The sequence below is a fragment of the Azospirillum melinis genome (assembly GCF_013340935.1).
Classification (GTDB): domain Bacteria; phylum Pseudomonadota; class Alphaproteobacteria; order Azospirillales; family Azospirillaceae; genus Azospirillum; species Azospirillum melinis.
In genome coordinates, this window is sequence record NZ_WHOS01000007.1 from 85349 (window position 1) to 106939 (window position 21591).

Below are 21591 nucleotides of genomic sequence, written 5' to 3' on the forward strand. Positions count from 1 at the left end.
GACCGGCGGAATGACCGACGCCTTGCTGCGGCTCGACCGCGTGAACAGCTTCTACGGGCCGGTGCAGGTCCATTTCGACCTGTCGCTGGAGGTGCCGCACGGGCAGATCGTCTGCCTGCTGGGCGGCAACGCCAGCGGCAAATCCACCACGATGAAAATCATCCTGGGGCTGCTGAAGCCGCGCTCCGGGCAGGTGGTCTTCGACGGGCAGCCGCTGACCGGCCTGACCACGCCGCAGATCGTCCGGCGCGGCATCGGCTCGGTGCCCGAATCCCGCCGCCTGTTCGGCACCATGACGGTGCGCGAGAATGTCCTGATGGGCGCCTACACCCGCAGCGACGCCAAGTCGGTGGCGGAGGATTACGACGGCGTCCTGGAGCTGTTCCCCAAGCTGCGCGAACGCCATGCCCAGCAGGCCGGTACCCTGTCGGGCGGCGAGCAGCAGATGGTGGCGATGGCCCGCGCCCTGATGGGCCGTCCGCGGCTGATCGTGATGGACGAGCCGACGATGGGCCTGTCGCCCTTGCATGTCGACCGCGTGCTGGAGATGATCCAGACCATCAACCGGCAGGGCGTGAGCATCTTCATGGTGGAACAGAACGCCAGCCTCGCCCTGCAGATCGCCCATCGCGGCTATGTGCTGCAAACCGGACGCATCGTGCTGTCCGGCCCGGCCGCCGACCTCGCCCGCGACCCGCAGATTCGCGACGCCTATCTGGGCGGTGCCCAGGCAGCCTGACGCAGCCCGCCTGACGCAGCATTTCCGACAGGACCCTCTTCCGATGACCAAGGACAACTCCGCCGTGCCTTCCACCGTTGCAGACTCCGGCCCCCGTTCGCTGGAGGAACTGGAGGCGCGGCTCGCCCGCGATCTCGACCTGCTCACCCTGCCGCCGGCCGACTGGGTGCCGGCGCAGGATGGCGGCGTTCTCGACGTTGCCATCGTCGGCGCCGGCATGGCCGGGCTGACCGCCGCCTTCGCCCTGCGCAAGGTCGGCATCTCCAACGTCCGGCTGTTCGACCGGGCGCCTGCCGGCCGCGAGGGGCCGTGGGGGACCTATGCCCGCATGGAGACCCTGCGGTCGCCCAAGACGCTGACCGGTCCGGCGCTGGGCTTCGCCAACCTGACCTTCCGCGCCTGGTTCGAGGCGCAGTTCGGCCGCACCGCCTGGGATGCGCTGTTCCGCATCCCGCGCCTGCAATGGCTGGACTACCTGACCTGGTACCGCCGCGTCACCGGCGCGCCGGTGCAGAACGACACCGCCTTGACGGCGATCTCCGGCGACGCCGACGGCGTGACCCTCGACCTTGACGGTCCGGAGGGGCGGCAGCGGGTGCGGGCGCGCCGGGTGATCCTGGCCAACGGGCGCGACGGTCTGGGCGGCCCCTTCGTCCCGGCCTTCTGGAAGGCGGTGGACAAGCGGTTCTGGAGCCATGCCCATGAGCCCATCGACTTCGACGGACTGAAGGGCAGGACGGTGGCGGTGCTCGGTGCCGGCGCCGGTGCGGTGGACAATGCGGCGGAGGCGCTGGAGCGGGGTGCCGCCAAGGTCTACATGCTGATCCGCCGGGCGGAGCTGCCGCGCATCAACAAGAGCCTGGGCGCCGGCCATCCCGGCATCGTTCTGGGTTTCCACACCCTGTCGGACGAGCGGCGCTGGGCCTACAACCAGTACATCGCCGACACCGGCGTGCCGGCGCCGCACAATTCCATGCTGCGCTGCTCGCGCCATCCCAACTTCTCGCTGCTGACCGGCTGTGCCGTCGAGGCGGCGCAGGCCGAGGGCGGCCGTCTGGTCCTGCGCACCGGACGCGGCACGGTGGCGGTCGACCATGTCATCCTCGCCACCGGCTTCGCGCTGGATTGGGAGCAGCGGCCGGAACTGGCGGAAATCGCCCGCCACACCCTGCTGTGGCGCGACCGCTATGTCCTTCCCGGCCATGAGGCCGGCGAGTTCGCCCAGCATCCCTATCTCGGCGCCGATTTCGAGTTCCTTGAGCGCACCCCCGGCGAGGCGCCCTGGCTGAACCGCATCCATGCCTTCAACTACGCCGCGGTGCTGAGCCACGGCAAGGTGACCGGCGACATCCCCGGCATCAGTGCCGGGGCGGAGCGTCTGGCCGACAGCATCACGGCGGCGCTGTTCACCGAGGATTACGATTACCACTGGCAGCGGCTGATCGGGTTCGAGACGCCGGAACTGCTGGGCGACGAATGGACCGAAGCGGAGGATTTCCAATGAGCGCCACCATCGGCGCCGGCGGTGACATCGCCCACATCGCCCCCGACCTGATCGACCGGCTGGCCGGCCTGTCCGACGCCTCCCCGCTGCTGGCCCTGCGCGCCCGCCGGGCGGAGATCCGCACCCGCACCCAGGCGGCGCACGACGCCCTGCTGGCGCCGCGGCGGCCCGGCCTGTTTCCGGCCGCCGAGCGCGCCGCGGTGGCGGAACGCATCGCGGCGCTGGCCGGCAACGACGCGCTTGCCGCCCATTACCGCGGGCTTGCCGTCGGCGCCGATGCGCGCCCGGCCCTGGTCGCCCATGCGGAACGGGTCACCCGGTCCCCGCGTGAGTCCCGGCCGGAGCATCTGCGCGCGCTGGAAGCGGCGGGGCTCGATGCGCACGGCATCGTCGCGCTGTCGCAGCTGATCGCACTGGTGAACTATCAGGTCCGCCTGCTCGCCGGACTGCGGGCGCTGGCGGGGGGTGGGGCGGAAGCGTCGTCCGGCCCGCTGCCCGCCGGGGCACCGGTGCCGGTCGATGCGGACATCGGCTTCACCACCGACGTGCTGGACTGGAAGCCCTGGCTGCCCCCCGTGGTGCTGGAGGATGCGACGGAGGAGCAGCGGCTCGCTCTGGCGGTGACGCCGTCCAACATCGCCATCGGCGCCTATTCGCTGGTGCTGGCGCATGAGCCGGAATCGCTTCTGCACCGCACGCCGCTGTTCAACGGCATCATGTATGCCCCGCGCGGCCTGCCCCGGGCGGAGCGTGAGTTCGCGACCGCCGTGGAATCGGTGCTGAACGGCTGTGTCTATTGCGCCTCTGTCCACGCCCGCCGCTTCGTCGAGCTGACCGGGGGCAGGGACGCGGTCGATCTGCTGTTCGCGCAGGGGATTTCCGGCCAGGACGATCCGCGCCGGCAGGCCATCGCCCAGGCCGCCGCCCGCCTGACCGCCACGCCGGCCGCCCTGACGGCGGAGGATGTCGCAGCGCTTCGCCGGGCCGGGGTGGAGGACGGCGAAATCCTGGATCTCGTCCTGGCGGTCGCGATCTTCGCCTGGGCCAACCGCCTGATGCTGAGCCTGGGCGAGGCCGTGCGCTGAACGGCGTCTTGGCCGGACCGAAGGGCTTGTCCGCAGCGGCGGTCAGGCCCTTCACCGGGCATCCAGCCCCTGACGCTGCATGTTCTCCACCAGCGACAGCACCGCGGCGCCTTCGTTGGTCACCGGCACCGCCGGCACGCCGGCCCGGCCCAGCGCCTGCATCGCACGCAGCCGCCTTGCGCCGGCCAGCAGCTCGTACCGTCCATTTCCCAGCGGACGGACCATGATGGGCTGCAACAGCCCGACCTCTTCGATGGATCGGGCGAGCGAATCCAGCCCGTCGTCGTCGACGCGGCGGCGGGCATGGCTGTCGGGCACGGCGATGGCGGCGACGGCAATGCAGGCGGCGTCGCCCATGGCGGCAAGGCTCATGGCACACGAACTCCCAGGGCGCGGGGGAATTTGCGGGCGCAGCTGGCCCGCGGGCGACGACGACAGTGCCGATTTCAAGGCATATTGTCAATCTAAAGGAAATAAATCTTATGCAGTGCCGACCTAACCATGCTTGCCGAGACCGTGCGTTTGTCGATTCCTGATTTTAGCACATGACCAGCCACGTGCCTTTCGTGGGATCCTTGGTCCATGATTCGTGGGTGACTATAATTTCCATAATACCGCTTATGCGTTATTTTTGTGGGTAGGGGTGGTTCTGTTCTGAAATGCAACTTTCCTGTAATCTCAAGATGTTACAGGTTGTGAGCGCTGATGGGCGAGCATTATTCGTAGATCGATTTGGCCGAGCGTTGCCACATCCAGGACATGCGTGATGCCAAGCACCCAGAAGTTACCTCTGCAATCCCCATAGCCCCTGGCAAAAAATGGCATCGAGAATGCTGATGGGCGCTTGCGGCGGTATTCTCCGCCAGCGGCCGGCAGCCGACGCACATCGGTTTGTTGCGTTATGCGACGTCGCATAAGCTCGGCGACCTCGGGCGAGTGGATGCTGACGCAGGCCGGCGCGGGTCAGGGCGTTAACGGCATCCACCCCTATGGGACATGGAGAGTGGGCGGAGCGGCGGTGCCGTCCCCGTCAGAGGTCGACGTAATCGATCCGCCGCATCACCTGGGCGATGGACCGCGCGACCGCCGCCACCTTGGGATCGTTGAGGCCGGTTCGATAGCAGATGAAAAGCCGTCCGTTCTCCACCGGGGGATTGGACGCCACCAGCTGGACCTGGCCCAGCGCAAGGAACCGCTGTGCCATCGGGATGGGAAGCAGCCCGGCGCCGACCCCGCCGGCCACCAGCTCGGCGATCACCGCAACGCTGGTGCAGGTGCTGAGCCGGCTGGGAAAGAGGCCCGCCGTCGCGAACCAGCCGCTGATCTGCCGGTGCATGGCGGAAGGCGGAGGGTTGGAGAAGACCGGCTGCGACCACAGATCCCGCGGCGTCAGCGGGCCGGTCTGCCCCCAGGATTTTGGCACCACCCAGCTCGTCGGCTGGGCGCCGAGCGGCTGGAGGTGGAGCTGCTCATCGCCGATCGGGTTGAGCAGGACCGCCACGTCCAGCGCGTCGCGCAACAGGGCGCTCTCCAGTGTGGTGCTGGTGGACACTACCCATTCCGGCTGAAGCGCTGGATGATCCTCTTGAAGCCCGGCCAGCAGCGGCGAGAGGCAGGTGACAGCGAAACCCTCGGCGAGGCCGACCCGGATTCGGCCGGCGACGGTGCGGGATTCATCCTGCCCGCCGATGGCCCGCAGCTCCGTCATGATCGCGGAGACCCGCGGCAGCAGCAGGCGCCCTTCCGGCGTGAGCCGCAGGCCGCGCCCCGTCCGCTCGAACACATCGCTTCCGAGCGCGTCCCGCAGATCCTTCAGGCGCAGCGACAGGGTGGGCTGCGCCAGGTTGAGGTGCTCGGCCGCCCGCTGCGCCGAGCCCAGCTGCGCAGTCCAGAAAAAGGCCTCCAGCTGCGCGATGGTGATCCGCATGTCGGCTGTTTCTAATATCAGTTTTCCCAATATCAGATGTTAAGGACATCCTATTTGATTATCAATGCCAATGAATGGACACTCTTGGACATCAAAACAAAGCGTGGCGGAGTCCGCGCAATCCGGAGGAAACCAGGATGAAAGAGCGATCCGACGTCATCGCCAAGGTGGGATGGCGAATCCTGCCGATTTTGATGGTCTGCTATTTCGCGGCATTTCTCGACCGGGTGAACATCGGCTTCGCCGCGTTGACCATGAACCAGGATCTGGGCTTCTCGGCGTCGGCCTTCGGTTTCGGTGCCGGCATCTTCTTCCTCGGCTATGTGCTGTGCGAGGTTCCCAGCAACCTGCTGCTCGTGCGCTACGGCGCGCGGCTGTGGATCGCCCGCATCCTGATCACCTGGGGGCTGCTCTCGGCGGCGACCGCCCTGGTCTGGAGCCCCGGCAGCTTCTATCTGGTGCGCATCCTGCTGGGCGCCGCCGAGGCCGGCTTCTTTCCCGGCATGATCTTCTACATGACGCTGTGGTTCCCGCGGGAATACCGCGCCCGCATGTTCGGAACCTTCAACATCGCCGTTCCGCTGTCGTCGGTCATCGGTGCGCCGGTCTCCGGCCTGATCATCGAGCATCTGAACGGCTGGAACGGTCTGGCCGGCTGGCAGTGGATGTTCATCCTGGAGGCCATGCCCGCCATCGTCATGGGGGTCGTCGTCGCCCTCTTCCTGCCGTCCTCGCCGGAGAAGGCCGGCTTCCTGGACGAGGACGAGCGCCGCTGGCTGTCCTCCCGGCTGGAGGCCGAGCGCGCGGCGCAGGAGAAGACGGAACGCTTCACCGTCGGCCGCGCCGTCCGCGATCCCCGCGTCCTGCTGATGTGCCTGATCGCGGTCGGCCTCGTCATGGGCACCACGGGCATCGCCATCTGGATGCCGCAGTTCGTCAAGGCCTTCGGCCTCAGCACCGTGCAGACCGGCTTCGTCGCCGCCATCCCCTCCGCCTTCATGGCGCTGGCCATGCTGCTGGTCGGCCGCCACGCCGACCGCACCGGCGAGCGGGTCTGGCACGCGGCCGGGCCGTTCCTGGTCAGCGCCGCCGGCTTCGTCCTCGCGGCGCTCAGCAGCGATCCGCTGATCGGGCTGGTCGGGCTGACCATCGGGGCGGCCGGCATCGGCGGCGCCTCGCCCAACATCTGGATCTTCCCGACCACCCTTCTGACCGGCACCGCGGCCGCAGCCGGCATCGCGCTGATCAACTCCGTCGGCAGCACCGGCGGCTTCTTCGGCCCCACCATCATCGGCTGGGTGCGGGACGCCACCGGCGGCTTCGCCGGCGCGCAGCTGGCCCTGGCCGGCGCCATGGCGCTGACAGCCTGTGCGATCCTGCTGCTCGGCCATCTGATGCGCGACATGATGCGCAGCGGCGTCGTGCCCGTGTCGCGTTCCGCCCAGGACAACGCACAGGAAAGCAAGGCATGAGCATCGCCGCAGTCCGCCTTTACCATCTGGTCGCCCCGTTGCCCGAAGTCATCGGCAACGCGCTGGTGTCCTTCGACCGCCGCGAGACCCTGTTCGTCGAGATCGTGGACCGCCACGGCCGGGCCGGCTGGGGCGAGGCCTGGCATACCCCTGCCGCCGACCGCGCAACCATCGCCGCGCGTCTGGGCCCCCGCCTTCTCGGGCAGGACCCCCAGCAGATCGGCCGGCTGTGGCAGGAGATGCGCGAGGCCGCCGGCGGCGCGATGGGAGCCGTCGCCGCCCTCGACATGGCGCTGCACGATCTTGCGGCGCGCCAGTGCGGCATTCCGGTCAGCACGCTGCTGGGCGGCGCCCTGCGCGACCGGGTCGCCGCCTATGCCAGCGGCCCGTTCTTCAAGCCCGGCGGCCATCCCTACCGCGAGTTCGAACGCGAGGTGGAGGGCTATCTCCGGGCGGGGTTCAAGGCGGTCAAGCTGCGCAGCGGCTTCGCCCCGGCGGACGATGCGGCCATCGTCGACACCGTCCGGCGGATGATGGGGCCGGACGGCACGCTGATGCTGGATTTCAACCAGTCCTACGCGCCGCGGGCGGCACTGGCCGCCGTATCGAACATGCGGGAGGCCGGCCTGCTGTGGGTGGAGGAGCCCACCGTTCCCGGCGACCTGCAAGGATACCGCATGCTGTCCGGCCTGATGACGTCCGCACTGGCCGGCGGAGAGACCTTCACGGAGGCCCGCGCCTTCCGGCCCTTCCTGGAGGCCGGCTGCATGGACGTGCTTCAACCGGACATCGCCGTCTGCGGCGGGCTGACTGGCGTCGGGCGGGTTGCGGTTCTGGCGGAGCTGTACGACCGGCCGGTCGTTCCCCATGTCTGGGGCGGCATCGTGAATTTCCAGGCGGCCCTGCATCTGACCGCGACCCTGCCCGCGCTGCGCAGCGGCGGCGCTTCCGGAGGTTATCCGTTCCTCGAATTCGATGCCGGCCCCAACCCCCTGCTGGACCTCTGCGGCCGTCCCGCCGTCAACGGCGACGGGACCGTCACGGTGCCGGACGGACCGGGCTTCGGCATCGATCTGAACGCCGACATGCTGTCACCCTTCGTCGTCGCCCGGCAGGACGTGACGGCACGGTAACCCACCGGGACCATGCCGGCGACCACGCCGGCACGGTCCCTTCACGGACCGCTCATGGCGGCAGCCGGACGGTTGCCCGCTCCGCTGACGTCAGAGCGCCGCACCGGGACGAAGGCAAGCTTCTGACGATACGGAAGCCGGTTCAATCCGCACCAGAACCGGTCGATTGCCCGCACGGCTTGCACCAGCTCGGAAAACGCCTCCGGCTTCACGACATAGGCATTGGCCCCGGCCGCGTAGCACAGACCGACATCCTCCCGGTTCCGCGCAGCCGAGAACACCACCACCGGGATCGGCCGGGTGTCCGGAGCCGCCGCCTTGATCCGGCGCAGCCCCTCCATCCCGCCAAGCGCCGGCAGGGCAAATACAACGACGGCGGGATGCAGCGGGGCGGCCGACGCCAGCGGCGGGGACAGCAGCCGGAGCGCCTCCTCCCCATCCCGGGCCACCACCGGGACGTGGCCAAGCCCCGCCTCCCGGCAGGCCTCCAGAAACAGGTCGCGGTTTCCGGCATCGCCCTCCACCAGCAGGATAGGCTTGCGGTTCATCATTGGATTACCGGTTCTGAGATGGCGCACGAAGGCCTGTCCGGTCGGCGGCGACCGGCAATGCGGCGTGTCAGTTCGGGCAATGCTCGGCAAACGCCCGGATGATCGTTGACTCGCCATAGGGTTTGGCGATCATCGGACGGTGGCGGTGTGCCGGGGGAAGCGCATCCACACCGTAACTGGTGGTGAAGAGGAAGGGCGTGCCAGCCGCCGCCAGACGGTCCGCCACCGGATCGATCGACTCGCCCCGCAGCCTGACGTCCAAAAACGCCATGTCGACGCGGTGTCCTTGAATCGTCGTCAACGCCTTTCCGATTGAGCCGACCGGATCGAGGCAGGTGGCACCGTGGTCGGTGAGCAGATCCTCCAGCTCCATCGCGATCAGGATTTCATCCTCGACGATCAGGACCGTGAGGCCGGCCAAGGACCGTTCGGCCCGAGCCGCTTCCCATCCTGCCCTTTCGACTGGAACTGCCATAGTCCCGCGAGCCGAGCGAAATAAAGTGTGACGCATGGTTCGGATCGCCCGCTCTGTGCCCGGTTCCCCAGCGTATCGCCGGTCCTCCATAACAGGCCCGGCGGCAATACCGGTCAATTCACGCATACAGAATATCCGCAAACAGGCCGGATGGATGCGATGCCTACGCCGAAAGGGCGAACTACCGGCAGCAGACGGCCCGTTGCGGGCCGTCACGGAGCCGGAATCAGGAAGCGGAGCCGGCTTCACCGGACAACAGCGCGGTGATGGTCGGCGCCATCGCGGCCAAGTCGTAAGGTTTACGCATGACCACCAGCCGCCCCGGTTCCGGCCGTGGAAGATGCTCGCTGAACCCGCTCACCACGATGACCGGCAGATCCGGACGCCGCTCCCGGATGGCTCGGATCAGAGCCGCGCCATCCATCACCGGCATGCGCATGTCGGTGATCAGGATGTCGGCCGGATCGTCGGTGTCGGCCTCGACCGCTTCCACACCGTTGCAGGCGACCGTGACCCGGTATCCCTCGGACTCCAGGATGAAGGCCATGGTCAAGGCAACCAGACTCTCGTCCTCGGCGATCAGGACATGGGGAATGCCGCTCATCCGGCTTACCCAACCGTCTGCGGACGATGGTGCAGCAGAGCGGTGATGATCTCGGCATCGCTGTAAGGCTTGGCGATCACCGGGCGATGACGATGCGCCTTGGGACGGGCTTCTTCGCCATAGCCGGTGGTGAAGAGGAAGGGGACCCCCGTGGCAGACAAGCGGTCGGCCACCGGATCGATCCGCTCCCCACGCAGGTTGATGTCGACCAGCGCAATGTCGAAGCGGTGCATCGCAATCATTTCCAACGCACTGCCGATCGATCCGATCGGGCCAATGCAGACTGCGCCGTTGTCGGTCAGGACATCTTCCAGACTCAACGCAATCAAAGGCTCATCCTCAATGATGAGAACGGTGAGGCCGGACAAGGGGGAGACGTTCAAAACGCGGGTTCGCTTATAAAAATTGTGGGCACTTTTCAACGCTTTCAAAGATTCGGAGACGCTTTGTTGAGAACAATTCTCATTAGCGCTGCTTGTTTCTTACTGAGCGCCAAGACTTTCATATAGCGGCTACAAAATACGTCACTGTCAATTGGTGCATTGTGCATAGCGGGTTGAATGATTGGATATCCATCGCCACAGCCACTCCGTTGCAAAGCAAAAGTCAGCAATTATAGGAAATAAATATATATTTCCTGCAAAATCATGGCTTCTGAATTGATGTCATCCTTGCCCAGATGGTCACCGGCAGCACCGCCAGCAGGTTCCGATTCATGCCCGATAAGAAACCGATGCCTGCGCCGGCAGCCGGAGACGGCCAGAAGGGCGGTTGCTCGGGCAGGCTGGTTCCGACGGAGGTACATTCAGAAGAAGGCCGCGGTCGGCAATGGGGTACCGTTGACCACATGGTCGCCGACCGCCCGCGCCTTGTAGGCGTTCGGATTGTGTGACGAGAGGGTGCGGATGTTCCGCCAGTGGCGGTCCAGCCGCTTGCTGGCCCGGATGGCGGAGGCGCCGCCGACCTCGAACAGGCGGGTCGCCGCATCGAGCGCCAGCTCGTCCACCATCACCTTCGACTTCGCGGTGCGCAGTGCCGCTTCGACGAAGAGCGCCTGATCCGGAGGACCCGCGACGGCGGAGCGGAAGGCGGCGTCCAGCGCATCGACCGCCCTCAGCACCGCGGCCTCGGCGACATAGGCGGCGCTCGACAGCCGGCCGACGACCTGCTGCAACAGCGGGTCGTCGGCCGGACGGGCCGTGACGGCGTGGTAGTAGTTGCGCTCGCGCCCCGCCACCAGTGCCGCGGCATCCGCCACCACGGCGCGCAGGATGCCGGCGACGATGGCGGTCAGGTAGAGCTGCGCGAAGGTTGCCCGGAACGGCAGCCGCACATCCTCGTCAGCACCGAACAGCACGTCGTCCCGCGACACCGGCACCCGTGACAGGACCGTCGTGCCGCTGGCGGTCAGACGCTGGCCGATGCCGTCCCAATCGTCGTCGACGGTCACCCCGTCACCGCGGGTCGGCACGAAGGCCGACGCCGTCCTGCCGTCCGGCGTCCGCGCATTCACCAGGATGAAGTCGGAATAGAAGTTGCCGGTGCTGTAGTATTTCCGTCCATTCAGCACGTAGCCGGTCCCGGACGGTTCCAGGCGGGTGTCGCCGTCGTTCAGGCCGATGTTCTGGATGCCGAGTTCGCTGACGCCGAGGCCGATGATGCGGCCGTCGCGCACATGGTCGAGCCAGCGCGCGTATTTCGGATTGTCCGCGGTGCGCAGCGCCTTCTCCACGAAGGCGAAATGGTTGCGCAAGATATGGGGGATGTTGGAATCGGCCTCGGCAAGGTCGAGCACCAGTTCGAACAGCTCGATCAGCGATGCCCCGCCGCCGCCGTCCTGCCGCGGCAGCCGGAAGGCGCCGAGACGGGCCGCGCGCAGCAGGTCGATCGCCTCGCCGGCCCTCGCCTCGCCGCGGTCGCGGGCCTCGGCCCCCGCAGCGATGGCCTCGACCAGTCGGCGCAGCGCGGGCGAGCCGGGTCCGGGGACCTCTGCCTGGTCAATCGCGGCCTCGCCGATCCCGGGCTCGCCGTGGCGCGAGCCGGTCCTGTCGATAACGGTCATTGTCGTCTCCACTCTGTCGCTTTCATTCTGTCGGCCCGGTGCGGGTCAGATCTTGGTGTTGATCGGAGGCAGCGCGCCGGTGAGGTAGAAGTTGCCGATTGCCTTGGCCTTGTAGGCCACCGGATCGTGGGTGGTATGGGTGCGCGCATTGCGCCAGTGGCGGTCGAGGTTGAGCGTCCGCGGGGTGGCGGATGCCCCGCCGATCCGGTAAAGCATCTCGCTCACCTTCACCGACGCCTCGCTGGCGGCGAACTTCGCCTCGGCGACGGCGACCGAAGCCTCGCCGAGCGGCCGGTCGGCGGGGCCGTCGCGGTGGAACAGGCGGACCGCCTCGTCCAGAACCGTTGCGGCGCGCCCGACCAGCGCCTCGGCACCATGGGCCAGGACCGCCATCTCGCCGACGGTGTACTGGACGTAAGGGTCCTCGACCGCGCGCCCGACCCCGGCCTCGGGCAGCGGACGAGCATGGGTCCGCCCGTAGGCGACGGCGTCCTCCAGCGCCGCCAGCGCAATCCCGGTGTCGAGGGCCGAATGCAGAAGCTGGGCGAAGGCGCCTTCGTAGGTGCGGCGGCGGCCGTAATCGGGAATCGGCATGACCTCGTCCTCGTCGAGCCGGACATTCTCGAAGATCATGGTGCCGCTCGCCGTCGTGCGCTGCCCCATCCCGTCCCAATCGTCGATGACGGTGACGCCCGCGCGGTCGACCGGAACCACCGCCGCCGCCCGGCCGCCCTCCAGCAGAGCGGTGACCAGGGTGAATTCGGCGAACAGGCTGCCGGTCGTGTAGTATTTGCGCCCGTCGAGCCGGTAGCCGCCGTCATCCCGGCCCGATTCCCGGCCTGTATCCCGAACGATCCGTGTCGCCATGTCGCCGATGCGGGTGCCGCCACGCTCCGCCGCCGCGTTGCCGTTGAGCCGGCGGCCGTCCAGCAGCAGGCCGAAATAGCGCCGCTTCTGCGCTTCGCTGCCGTAGATGCGGATCTTCTCGACGTTGGGAAAGGTCGCGGCGGCGGACTGCGCGATGTTCGGATCGCCCTTCGACAGGTTGAGGACGATCCGGGCGAACTCGCCCATGCTCACCTCCGGCCCGCCATAGGCGGCCGGCACGCGGGCCGCCAGCAAGCCGCTGCGCGCAAGCTCGGAGATTTCCTCGAACGGCATCCGGCGTTCGAGGTCGCGGGCAGCGGCGCCCGTGGCGAAGCGCCGGCCGAATTCGGCCGACAGTTCGACGAGCGCGGCGCGGTCGCGTACGGGAGGGCCGCTCATCGCTCGATCCACACGTTCTTCAACGACGAGATCGCGCCGTCCGGAGTCGTGTTGATGCCGTGGACCTTGCGGTTGTAGAAGGTGAAGTGCTGCATGTCGAACAGCGGCACCAGCGGCAGGTCGGTCATCGCCTGACGCTGGAGGTCGTGGAACAGGAGCTTCCGCTTGTCCGGATCGCTCTCGACGCGGATCGCCTCGATGATGCCGTCCATCGCCGGGCTGGAATAGCTGGACGCGTTGACGTAAGGGACGCCCGGTGCCTGGGCCTTGGTCCAGTAAAGCCGGAACAGCCCCATCTGCGGATCGATCAGCGGCGAAATCTGCAACAGGTTCAAATCGAAGCTGTAGTCCTTGTAGACCTTGCGCAGATAGGTCGGATCGTCCGTGCTGTTCAGCTTCGCGTCGATGCCGACGGCCTTCAGGTTCTGCCGGATGAACTCGGCCGAATGGGAGGTCACGTCGCCGACCGCGGTGAAGTCGAGGTTGAGCGCGAAGCGGATGCCATCGGCCTTGCGTGGATAGCCGCCCTCGTCGAGCAGCCGGTTCGCCGCCGCGACGTCGAAGTCGTAGCGCTGGACGTCGGGCGTGTAGAATGTCTTGACGCTGGCCGGAATCGGTCCGGTTGACGGCTTACCCAGCCCGTACCAAACGGTTTCCACCAGCTTCGCCTTGTCGACCGCGTGGGCGACCGCCTTGCGGACCTTGTCGTTCGCCAGGATCGGGTTCCGCAGGTTGAATTCCAGAATGTAGAACTGGGAATGGTAATCGTAGCCGCGCGTCTCGAACCGCAGGTTCGGATCCTTGCGCAGCCTGGCGACGTCGCCGAACGGCACCGCGTCGTAGGGTGCGTACTGCACCTCCCCGGTTTCCAGTGCGGCGGCGCGGCTCGCAGTGTCGGGGATGGCCTTGAAGATGACCCGGTCGAGATAGGGTTTGCCCTCGTCCCAATAGTCCGGATTGCGCTCCAGCTCGACATACTGGCCCTTCTTCCAGTCCTTGAAGCGGAAGGGGCCGGTGCCGACCGGCCGGGAGGTGGCCGGGTTGGTCTGGATCGGCGCGCCCTCGAAGACATGCTTCGGCAGGATCTGGGATTCCGCCGCGTTCAAGGCGCTCAGGATAACCAGCGACGGCGCGGAGAGGCGGAAGACGGCGGTGTATCTGTCCGGCGTCTCGACGTCCTGCAGCGAGGCGAAGGTCAGCCGCCCGCGCGGGTGCGTCTTCTTCCACACCTCCAGCGCACTGAACTTCACGTCATCCGAGGTGAACTCGACGCCGTCATGCCATTTGACGCCGTGCCGCAGTTTGAAGGTGATCGACAGCCCGTCGGGCGCGACCTCCCAGCTTTCGGCGAGGCTCGGCCGGACCGAGAGATCCTCGGCATAGCTCAGCAGCCCGTCATACACGTTCGTCGACAGGGCGGCGTTCGCATACTGGTTGTTGAAGGCGGTGGTGAGGACGGACGGCTGCGGCTCGATGGTGGCGATCAGCGTACCGCCGCGCACCGGCGCCGCGCTCTGCTGTGCCCCGGCCTGGAGCGGGAGCGCCGCCAGTCCGAAAGCCAGGGCGGCAAGGGCGAGCGGACGGACGAATGGGCGCGCGGCGGGGCGCCCACGGACGAGGACCATGGTCGATTCCTTCTGGATCGGGCGGTGTAAAAGTCTGGGTGTGAAAGTCTGTCGTTGTGGAACCGGCATCAGGCCGTGGCTGCCGCCGGTCGACGATGCCGGACGGACGGCGGCGGCAATCCCAGATGGTCGCGCAGCGTTCGTCCGCTGTAGGCCTCGCGGAAGATCCCGCGCCTGCGCAGCAGCGGAACGACCTCCTCCACGAAGACCTCCAGGCCGGAGACGGTAACGTCCGGCATGATGTTGAAGCCGTCGACGGCGCCCGAGCGGAACCATGTCTCGATCCCGTCGGCCACCTGCTCCGGCGTGCCGACGGCCAGGCGGTGCTGGGTCCCGCCGCCGCCCTGGGCCTTGACGAGATCGCGCACCGTCAACCCGTTCCGCTGGGCGAGCGTGACGGTTCCCTTGAAGAAGGTCTGGCTGTGATTCTCCGGGAACGGGATGTCGGCGGGAAGCGGCTCGTCCAGCTTCAGCCGGCCGGGATCGACGTTGAGGGTGCGGGCCAGCCGTGCAAGCCCGTAGTCGATGGGCACGCTCTCCCACAGGTCCCGCTCGCGCCGCTTGGCTTCGGCTTCCGTGCTGCCGAGTATGGTGACCAGACCGGGGCAGATCACCACCTCGGCCGGGGCCCGGCCGGAACGCAGCAACCGGGCCCGCAAGCCGTCGGCGAAGCTCCTGGCCTCATCGAGGCTGTGCGCGACCGAGAAGACGAGATCCGCATGGCGGGCGGCGAGGTCCTGGCCGTCGCCCGACCCTCCGGCCTGGACGATGACCGGCCGGCCCTGCGGCGAAGGCGGAACGTTGAGCGCCCCCTGTACGGAAAAGTAACGTCCCCGATGGTCGATCGGATGGATGCGGGAACCGTCGATGAAGCGCCCGCTTTCCTTGTCGCCGACCAGTGCGCCCGGCTCCCAGCTGTCCCAGAGGGCGGTCACCACATCGGCGAATTCGACGGCGCGGGCATAGCGCTGGTCATGGGGCAGCACCTCGTCGAGACCGAAATTGCGCGCCGTGCCGGTTTCAGCGGTGGTGACGATGTTCCATCCCGACCGGCCCCCGCTGACATGGTCGAGCGACGCGAAGCGGCGCGCCACGTTGTAGGGCTCGTTGTAGGTGGTCGACAGGGTGGCGATCAGCCCGATGTGCGTCGTCGCCGCCGCCATCGCCGCCAGCACGACGGTCGGCTCCAGGGCTTGGTAGGGCCGCAGGTCCGGCCGGTCCGGCAGGGCCGGATTGTCGGCGAGGAAGACGGCGTCGAAGGTGCCCCGCTCGGCGAGCTGGGCCTGGCGCACGAGGAAGGCCGGGTCGATGAAGTCCGCCGCCTCGCTCTCCGGCCGTCGCCAGGCGGAGCTGTAGGAACCGGCATTCATGAAGTTCAGATTCAGATGCAGCTGTCTCGGGGGGCTCATGGCGGCTCTCGCTGGATGGCGCATGGCGCCGGAACGGAAGACGGAAGACGGAACACGGCAGAGGGGCTGCGGACAGCCAGGACGGGGGTGCGGCGCTGGGTGGCCGGGCCGCACGCAGGCCCCCCGGTTCCACGGGAAAGCCTGGAAATCCGGACAGGTTTTACGCATGTCCATCGTTGTTATACATAAAATCACATATCGGGATATTTTTGTCTATGGATCTTATAGACAAAAATGAGTAAGGGTAGAAACCAGACGGGCAGGAACCCCCGGACACCCTCCAGCCACCCTCGCCGGGCGGATCCGGACCAGGCGGACAGTGTCAGGTCCGGCCGGGCGCCAGCCGCAAGATCGCTCTCAACGCCATCAGGACAGAGGCCGGCCGATGCCGGCCGGGAGAAGCCGCGTTGCTCAAGAATCCCTCACGACCGCCGCTTCCGGCGGTCTCGCGCCGCCGCTTCTCGCAAGGGGCCTTCGTCGCGCTCGCCTCGCTGGGATTGCCTGGAGGAGTGGCGTCCGCGGCACCGGTTCCCGCCGCCGGACAACCGGTGCGCGGCGGCACCCTGGTGGCGGTCATCCAGCCGGAACCGACCGCGCTCGCCAGCGCGGTCAACAACAACTACGCAAACGCCTCGGTCAGCGCGAACGTCTATGACGGGTTGCTGCGCTACGACGAGGAGATGCTGCCGCAGCCGGCGCTGGCCGAATCCTGGGAGGTGTCGGACGGCGGCCGCAGCATCCTCTTCCGGCTGCGCAAGGGGGTGACATGGCATGATGGCGCGGACTTCACCGCCGCCGACGTGCGGTTCAGCGCGCTGGAGCTGTGGAAGAAGCTGCATGCGCGCGGCCGGGTGACCTTCAGCGCCCTGCTCGACGTCGAGACGCCCGATCCGCACACCGCGATCTTCCGCCTCTCGGCACCGGCCCCGGTGATCCTGAGCGCGCTGAACGCGGCGGAATCGCAGGTGATGCCGAAGCACCTGTACGAGAACACCGACATCCTGAAAAACCCCAGGAACAACGCGCCGGTCGGCACCGGCCCCTTCATCTTCAAGGAGTGGAGGAAGGGCCAGCACATCGTGCTGGACCGCAACCCCGCCTACTGGGACGAGGGCAAGCCCCACCTCGACCGCCTCGTCTTCCGGATCATTCCCGATGCCGCGTCGCGGGCGGTGGCCCTGGAGACCGGCGAGATCCACTATGCTCCCTTCACCGCGGTCCCGCTCGCCGATGTCGCCCGGCTCCGCAACGACCCGGCGCTGGCGGTCAGCACCAGCGGCTATGCCTTCCAGTCCCACGTCTTCCTGCTCGATTTCAATTTGTCGAACCCGCATCTGGCCGACCTGCGGGTGCGGCGCGCCATTGCCCATGCCATCGACCGCCAGGGACTGATCGACACGGTCTGGTACGGCTTCGGCAAGCCGGCTGTGAGCCCCGTGCCGTCGCAGCTCACCCGCTTCCACAATCCCGACGTCCCGCGCCACGACCACGATCCCGCCCGGGCGGAAGCGCTGCTGGACGAGGCCGGCCTGCCACGGGGTGCCAACGGCGTCCGCTTTACCGTCACCCACGACTATCTGCCCTTCGGCGAGACCTATCGGGATGCCGGCGAATACATCCGCAACAACCTGAAGAAGGTCGGCATCGACTTCGTGCTGCGCGGCCAGGACTATCCGAGCTGGACCAGGCGGGTCTACACCGATTACGCCTACGACATCGACAGCAACACCGTGGCCGTGATGATGGATCCGGAGATGGGATTGCCGCGGCTGCTGCTGTCGACCAACCATGTCCGGGGGGTTCCGACCTCCAACAACACCGGCTACGACAACCCGGAGGCCGACCGCGTCATCAAGGCGCTCCAGGTCGAGCCGGATGCTGGAAAACGCAAGGCGCTGTTCGGCGAGTTGCAGGCGATCGCCATGACCGATCTGCCGATCCTGCCGCTGTCCGAAATGCGGCACGTCACCATCCACAGCCGGAAACTCCGGGGTCTGGCACAGGCCCCCGATGCGGCGCTGGCCTCGCTCGCCGACGCCTGGCTGTCGGCCTGAGAGGAAAGCATGGCCAAGGAAATCCGTTTCAACGCCTTCGTCGTCAACCGGCCGGTCCACCAGTCGCCGGGACTGTGGCGGCATCCGCGCGACCGCTCCACCTCCTACCAGGATCTCGGCTACTGGGTCGAACTGGCGCGCACGCTGGAGCGCGGCAGTTTCGACACCGTCTTCCTCGCCGACGGCATCGGGGTGAACGACGTCTATGGCGGCGGGATCGAGGCGGCGCTGCGCCATGGGTCGCAGGTGCCAACCAACGACCCGATCCTGCTGATCCCGGCGATGGCGCATGCCACCCGCGACCTCGGCTTCGCCGTCACCGGCAACCTGTCCTTCGAGCAGCCCTATCTGTTCGCCCGCCGGCTGTCCACCCTCGACCAGCTCACCCGCGGCCGGCTGGCCTGGAACATCGTCACCGGCAAGTCGGCGGCCGGCGCCAAGGGGCTGGGGCGCAGCATCGTCGCCCATGACCGGCGCTACGACATCGCCGACGAGTTCATGGAGGTGGTCTACAAGCTGTGGGAGGGCAGCTGGGAGGACGACGCGGTCCTCTGGGACCGCGAGGCCGGCATCTTCGCCGATCCCGCCAAGGTGCACCGCGTCCGTCACGACGGGGAGCATTACCGCCTCGACGCCATCCACCTGACCGAACCGTCGCCACAGCGCACCCCCCTGCTCTTCCAGGCCGGCGGGTCGCAGCGCGGGCGCCAGTTCGCCGCCCGGCACGCCGAAGGTATCTTCCTGGCCGCCCCTACCAAGACGGTGGCCGGCGCCGTCGTCCGCGACGTGCGCCGCCGCGCCGCCGAGAACGGCCGCGACCCGGCCGAGCTTCTGTTCTTCCCGCTCGTCACCGTCATCACCGGCGAGACCGAACGGGAGGCGAAGGCCAAGCTGGCGGACTACCAGAGCTATATCAGCCACGAAGGCGCCCTCGTGCTCTTTTCCGGCTGGACCGGAATCGATCTCGCCGGGCGCGATCCCGACGAGGTTCTGCGCTTCGAGGACCGCGACAACGGCGTGGTCTCCACCATCGAGGCCTTCACCACCGCCGATCCCGACCGCTCCTGGACCCTGCGCGAGATCGCCCGCCATGCCGGCATCGGCGGGCAGGGGCCGGTGATCGTCGGCTCGCCCACCCAGGTGGCGGACGAGTTGCAGTCATGGGTCGAGGAGGTCGGCGCCGACGGCTTCAACCTCGCCTATGCGGTGGCGCCGGACAGCTACGTCGACTTCGTCGATCTGGTGGTGCCGGAACTGCAGCGCCGCGGCGCCTGCAAGCGCGACTATGCCCCCGGTACGCTGCGCGAGAAGCTCTACGGCCCCGGGCGGGCCCGGCTGACCGCTCCGCATCCGGCGGCGGCCTTCCGGCACCTGCCGGCGGAGGACGCGGCATGACCGGCCGGACCCACCATAAGGAAATCCGCCTCAACGCCTTCCACATGAACGCGCCCGGCCATTCCTGGGCCGGCCTGTGGACCCATCCGAAGGACCGCTGCGCCGACTACACCGACCTCGATTTCTGGATCGAGCTGGCACGCACCGCCGAGCGCGGCAAGCTCGACGGCATCTTCCTGGCCGACGTCTCCGGCGTCTACGACGTCTATGCCGGCACGCCGGACGCGGCGCTGGCGGCCGGCGCCCAAATCCCGAGCAACGACCCGTCGGTCCTGATCTCCGCCATGGCCGCGGCGACCCGCGATCTCGGCTTCGGCGTCACCGCTTCGGTCGGGTACGAACAGCCCTATTACCTCGCCCGCCGCTTCTCCACGCTCGACCACCTGACCAAGGGGCGGGTCGGCTGGAACATCGTCACCGGCTATCTGGAAAGCGCCGCACGGGCAATCGGCGACGGCGGGGTGCGGGAGCACGACCAGCGCTACGACCGCGCCGACGAGTTCCTGGAACTGGCTTACCGGCTGTGGGAGGGCAGCTGGGAGGACGGTGCGGCGGTACGCGACAAGGCCGGCAGGGTCTTCGTCCGGCCGGAGAAGGTCCACCGGATCACCCATCGCGGCACCTTCTTCGACCTCGACGCCATCCATCTCAGCGAACCCTCGCCGCAGCGCACCCCCCTGCTCTACCAAGCCGGCACCTCGGGCCGCGGGCGCGAGTTCGCGGCACGCCACGCCGAATGCGTGTTCATGAACCAGAGCAGGGCCGCGGTTGCGGAGGCCGCCGCCGACATCCGCCGCCGCGCCGCCGCCTATGGCCGGCACCCGGAGGATCTTCTGGTCTTCGTCGGCGCCACCGTCATCGTCGCCCCGACCGAGGCGGAGGCGCGCGACAAGTACGAGGAGTACCGCAGCCATCTCGACACCCGGGGCGCCCTCGCCCTGCTGTCGGGCTGGACCGGCATCGACTTCTCGCAATACGGCCCCGACGATCCGGTGCGCTACGTCAAGAGCAACGGCATGCAGTCGAAGATCGAGGCGATGACCCTGCGCAGCCCGGACCGGGTCTGGCGCGTGCGCGACCTCGCCGATTTCGGCGAGGTCGGCGGGCGCGGCCCCTTCATCGTCGGCACGCCGTCGCAGGTGGCAGACGAGCTGCTGACCTGGGTCGAGGCCGGCGCCGACGGCTTCAACCTCACCCGCGTGGTGGAGCCGGCCAACCTGACCGACATCGTCGACCTGCTGGTGCCCGAACTCCAGGACCGCGGGGTCTACAAGACCGAATACAGCCCCGGCCCCCTGCGCGAGAAGCTGTTCGGTCCCGGCCATGCCCGGCTTTCGCCGCGCCATCCCGGCCACGCCTTCCGCCAGCCCGGCCCTACAGCCTGACCGTCAGCCTGACCGTCAGCCTGACCGCCAGCCCAACAGGAGTTTCGCCATGGATCTCGCCCTTGCCGGCAAGGTCGTCCTCGTCACCGGCGGCAGCAAGGGGCTCGGCCTCGCCGCCGCCCGCGCCTTCGCCCGCGAAGGCTCGCGCGTGGTCATCGCGTCGCGCAGCCGTGAGAACCTCGCCGCCGCGCAGGCCGCCCTCGCCGCCGAGGGGCTGGAGGTCGCGACGGTCGCCGCCGATTTCGCCGACGCTGCCGAGGCCACCCGCGCCGTCGCCGAGGCCGAACGCCCCTTCGGCCCGGTCGAGGTGCTGATCAACAGCGCCGGCGCCGCGAAGCGCACCCCGGCCGAGGACCTCGACGCCGCCGCCTGGAAGGCCGGGCTTGAGGCCAAGTTCTTCCCCTACATCCACGCCCAGGACGCCGTGCTCAGGAGCTTCCGGCGCCGGGCCGGGGCGGGGGCCGGGGCGGACGGCCGGGCGGAAACCCGGCTGCCTCCGCCCCGGCAGATCGGCGCCATCGTCAACATCGTCGGCACCGGCGGCCGCATTCCCTCCGGCACCCATCTGCCGGGCGGCTCCGCCAACGCCGCCCTGCTGCTGTCGACGCTGGGGCTCGCCCGCGAATACGCGCCCTACGGCATCCGCATCAACGCAATCAATCCCGGCTTCACCCTGACCGACCGCATCGAGCAGAACCTCGCCCTGGAGGCCAGACGCCTCGGCATCAGCCGCGACGAGGCGCTGGCCGCCGGTGCCGCCGCCACGCCGCTGCGCCGCTACGGCGAGGCCCATGAGATCGCCGAGGTGGCGCTGTTCCTGGCCAGCGAGCGGGCGAGCTACGTGGTCGGCGCGCTGGTCGCGGTGGACGGCGGCCAGAGCCTGGCCCTGTAGCGGCCGCCTGAGG

The 21591-nt window shown here is 68.2% G+C and carries 19 protein-coding genes; 9 read left to right on the plus strand and 10 right to left on the minus strand.

What is annotated here, in order from left to right; genetic code table 11:
• Positions 1–10 precede the first annotated feature (10 nt).
• The 3 genes from GBZ48_RS07720 to GBZ48_RS07730 are packed head-to-tail and all read left to right on the plus strand — an operon-like array spanning position 11 to position 3328.
• Positions 11–739 carry an ABC transporter ATP-binding protein gene (locus GBZ48_RS07720; RefSeq protein WP_174470490.1) on the plus strand — a complete coding sequence of 243 codons (729 nt, stop codon included), beginning with the start codon at positions 11–13 and terminating at the stop codon, positions 737–739.
• A 43-nt stretch (positions 740–782) separates the two neighbouring features.
• Positions 783–2243 carry an FAD/NAD(P)-binding protein gene (locus GBZ48_RS07725; protein ID WP_174470491.1) on the plus strand — a complete coding sequence of 487 codons (1461 nt, stop codon included), beginning with the start codon at positions 783–785 and terminating at the stop codon, positions 2241–2243.
• Positions 2240–3328: a CMD domain-containing protein gene (locus tag GBZ48_RS07730; protein ID WP_174470492.1), complete on the plus strand. Its 1089-nt coding sequence runs from the start codon at positions 2240–2242 to the stop codon at positions 3326–3328. Before GBZ48_RS07725 ends, GBZ48_RS07730 begins: the two co-directional genes overlap by 4 nt.
• Before the next feature lie 51 nt (positions 3329–3379).
• Here GBZ48_RS07730 and GBZ48_RS07735 read toward each other — a convergent pair whose 3' ends face one another.
• Together GBZ48_RS07735 and GBZ48_RS07740 are read right to left on the minus strand one after the other, a co-directional pair.
• Positions 3380–3700 carry a ParB/RepB/Spo0J family partition protein gene (locus GBZ48_RS07735; protein ID WP_174470493.1) on the minus strand — a complete coding sequence of 107 codons (321 nt, stop codon included), beginning with the start codon at positions 3698–3700 and terminating at the stop codon, positions 3380–3382.
• A gap of 658 nt (positions 3701–4358) precedes the next feature.
• On the minus strand, positions 4359–5255 hold the full coding sequence (locus GBZ48_RS07740; protein WP_174470494.1) for a LysR family transcriptional regulator: 897 nt from the start codon (positions 5253–5255) through the stop codon (positions 4359–4361).
• Positions 5256–5392: 137 nt separating this feature from the next.
• Here GBZ48_RS07740 and GBZ48_RS07745 point away from each other — a divergent pair, with 137 nt between their 5' ends.
• Both GBZ48_RS07745 and GBZ48_RS07750 read left to right on the plus strand, forming a co-directional pair.
• The gene (locus GBZ48_RS07745; protein ID WP_174470495.1) at positions 5393–6727 is read left to right on the plus strand and encodes an MFS transporter; all 1335 of its coding nucleotides are present in this window, start codon (positions 5393–5395) and stop codon (positions 6725–6727) included.
• On the plus strand, positions 6724–7860 hold the full coding sequence (locus tag GBZ48_RS07750; RefSeq protein WP_174470496.1) for a mandelate racemase/muconate lactonizing enzyme family protein: 1137 nt from the start codon (positions 6724–6726) through the stop codon (positions 7858–7860). The genes GBZ48_RS07745 and GBZ48_RS07750 overlap by 4 nt, the downstream gene beginning before the upstream one ends.
• 41 nt (positions 7861–7901) lie before the next feature.
• Here the strand turns inward: GBZ48_RS07750 and GBZ48_RS07755 are convergent, their stop codons facing one another.
• The 8 genes from GBZ48_RS07755 to GBZ48_RS07790 form a co-directional block, all read right to left on the minus strand.
• Positions 7902–8408, minus strand: a complete 507-nt coding sequence (locus GBZ48_RS07755) for a response regulator (RefSeq protein WP_174470497.1) — start codon at positions 8406–8408, stop codon at positions 7902–7904.
• A gap of 70 nt (positions 8409–8478) precedes the next feature.
• Positions 8479–8832: a response regulator gene (locus GBZ48_RS07760; RefSeq protein WP_246307050.1), complete on the minus strand. Its 354-nt coding sequence runs from the start codon at positions 8830–8832 to the stop codon at positions 8479–8481.
• A 280-nt stretch (positions 8833–9112) separates the two neighbouring features.
• The gene (locus GBZ48_RS07765; RefSeq protein ID WP_174470498.1) at positions 9113–9490 is read right to left on the minus strand and encodes a response regulator; all 378 of its coding nucleotides are present in this window, start codon (positions 9488–9490) and stop codon (positions 9113–9115) included.
• 5 nt (positions 9491–9495) lie between these two features.
• Positions 9496–9858, minus strand: a complete 363-nt coding sequence (locus GBZ48_RS07770; protein ID WP_246307051.1) for a response regulator — start codon at positions 9856–9858, stop codon at positions 9496–9498.
• 437 nt (positions 9859–10295) lie between these two features.
• Complete coding sequence (locus tag GBZ48_RS07775; RefSeq protein WP_174470500.1) at positions 10296–11552, minus strand: acyl-CoA dehydrogenase family protein; 1257 nt, start codon at positions 11550–11552, stop codon at positions 10296–10298.
• Positions 11553–11597: 45 nt separating this feature from the next.
• Positions 11598–12818, minus strand: a complete 1221-nt coding sequence (locus GBZ48_RS07780; protein WP_174470501.1) for an acyl-CoA dehydrogenase family protein — start codon at positions 12816–12818, stop codon at positions 11598–11600.
• Positions 12815–14443 (minus strand): ABC transporter substrate-binding protein, encoded by a 1629-nt coding sequence (locus tag GBZ48_RS07785; protein WP_174470502.1) that lies wholly within the window; start codon positions 14441–14443, stop codon positions 12815–12817. The genes GBZ48_RS07780 and GBZ48_RS07785 overlap by 4 nt, the downstream gene beginning before the upstream one ends.
• A gap of 68 nt (positions 14444–14511) precedes the next feature.
• Positions 14512–15852 carry an LLM class flavin-dependent oxidoreductase gene (locus GBZ48_RS07790; RefSeq protein WP_174470503.1) on the minus strand — a complete coding sequence of 447 codons (1341 nt, stop codon included), beginning with the start codon at positions 15850–15852 and terminating at the stop codon, positions 14512–14514.
• 407 nt (positions 15853–16259) lie between these two features.
• Here GBZ48_RS07790 and GBZ48_RS07795 point away from each other — a divergent pair, with 407 nt between their 5' ends.
• From GBZ48_RS07795 to GBZ48_RS07810, 4 genes are read left to right on the plus strand one after another with little or no spacing between them, the layout of a single operon-like run.
• Positions 16260–17906: an ABC transporter substrate-binding protein gene (locus GBZ48_RS07795; RefSeq protein ID WP_246307052.1), complete on the plus strand. Its 1647-nt coding sequence runs from the start codon at positions 16260–16262 to the stop codon at positions 17904–17906.
• A 9-nt stretch (positions 17907–17915) separates the two neighbouring features.
• Positions 17916–19301 (plus strand): LLM class flavin-dependent oxidoreductase, encoded by a 1386-nt coding sequence (locus GBZ48_RS07800; RefSeq protein ID WP_174470504.1) that lies wholly within the window; start codon positions 17916–17918, stop codon positions 19299–19301.
• Positions 19298–20686 (plus strand): LLM class flavin-dependent oxidoreductase, encoded by a 1389-nt coding sequence (locus GBZ48_RS07805; RefSeq protein ID WP_174470505.1) that lies wholly within the window; start codon positions 19298–19300, stop codon positions 20684–20686. Before GBZ48_RS07800 ends, GBZ48_RS07805 begins: the two co-directional genes overlap by 4 nt.
• 49 nt (positions 20687–20735) lie before the next feature.
• Positions 20736–21578, plus strand: a complete 843-nt coding sequence (locus GBZ48_RS07810) for an SDR family NAD(P)-dependent oxidoreductase (RefSeq protein WP_174470506.1) — start codon at positions 20736–20738, stop codon at positions 21576–21578.
• Positions 21579–21591: the final 13 nt, after the last annotated feature.

Coding starts and splice junctions, on each gene's coding strand:
- GBZ48_RS07720 (WP_174470490.1), top strand. CDS start 11: ATGACCGACGCCTTGCTGCGGCTCGACCGCGTGAACAGCTTCTACGGG.
- GBZ48_RS07725 (WP_174470491.1), top strand. CDS start 783: ATGACCAAGGACAACTCCGCCGTGCCTTCCACCGTTGCAGACTCCGGC.
- GBZ48_RS07730 (WP_174470492.1), top strand. CDS start 2,240: ATGAGCGCCACCATCGGCGCCGGCGGTGACATCGCCCACATCGCCCCC.
- GBZ48_RS07735 (WP_174470493.1), bottom strand. CDS start 3,700: ATGAGCCTTGCCGCCATGGGCGACGCCGCCTGCATTGCCGTCGCCGCC.
- GBZ48_RS07740 (WP_174470494.1), bottom strand. CDS start 5,255: ATGCGGATCACCATCGCGCAGCTGGAGGCCTTTTTCTGGACTGCGCAG.
- GBZ48_RS07745 (WP_174470495.1), top strand. CDS start 5,393: ATGAAAGAGCGATCCGACGTCATCGCCAAGGTGGGATGGCGAATCCTG.
- GBZ48_RS07750 (WP_174470496.1), top strand. CDS start 6,724: ATGAGCATCGCCGCAGTCCGCCTTTACCATCTGGTCGCCCCGTTGCCC.
- GBZ48_RS07755 (WP_174470497.1), bottom strand. CDS start 8,408: ATGAACCGCAAGCCTATCCTGCTGGTGGAGGGCGATGCCGGAAACCGC.
- GBZ48_RS07765 (WP_174470498.1), bottom strand. CDS start 9,490: ATGAGCGGCATTCCCCATGTCCTGATCGCCGAGGACGAGAGTCTGGTT.
- GBZ48_RS07775 (WP_174470500.1), bottom strand. CDS start 11,552: ATGACCGTTATCGACAGGACCGGCTCGCGCCACGGCGAGCCCGGGATC.
- GBZ48_RS07780 (WP_174470501.1), bottom strand. CDS start 12,818: ATGAGCGGCCCTCCCGTACGCGACCGCGCCGCGCTCGTCGAACTGTCG.
- GBZ48_RS07785 (WP_174470502.1), bottom strand. CDS start 14,443: ATGGTCCTCGTCCGTGGGCGCCCCGCCGCGCGCCCATTCGTCCGTCCG.
- GBZ48_RS07790 (WP_174470503.1), bottom strand. CDS start 15,852: ATGAGCCCCCCGAGACAGCTGCATCTGAATCTGAACTTCATGAATGCC.
- GBZ48_RS07800 (WP_174470504.1), top strand. CDS start 17,916: ATGGCCAAGGAAATCCGTTTCAACGCCTTCGTCGTCAACCGGCCGGTC.
- GBZ48_RS07805 (WP_174470505.1), top strand. CDS start 19,298: ATGACCGGCCGGACCCACCATAAGGAAATCCGCCTCAACGCCTTCCAC.
- GBZ48_RS07810 (WP_174470506.1), top strand. CDS start 20,736: ATGGATCTCGCCCTTGCCGGCAAGGTCGTCCTCGTCACCGGCGGCAGC.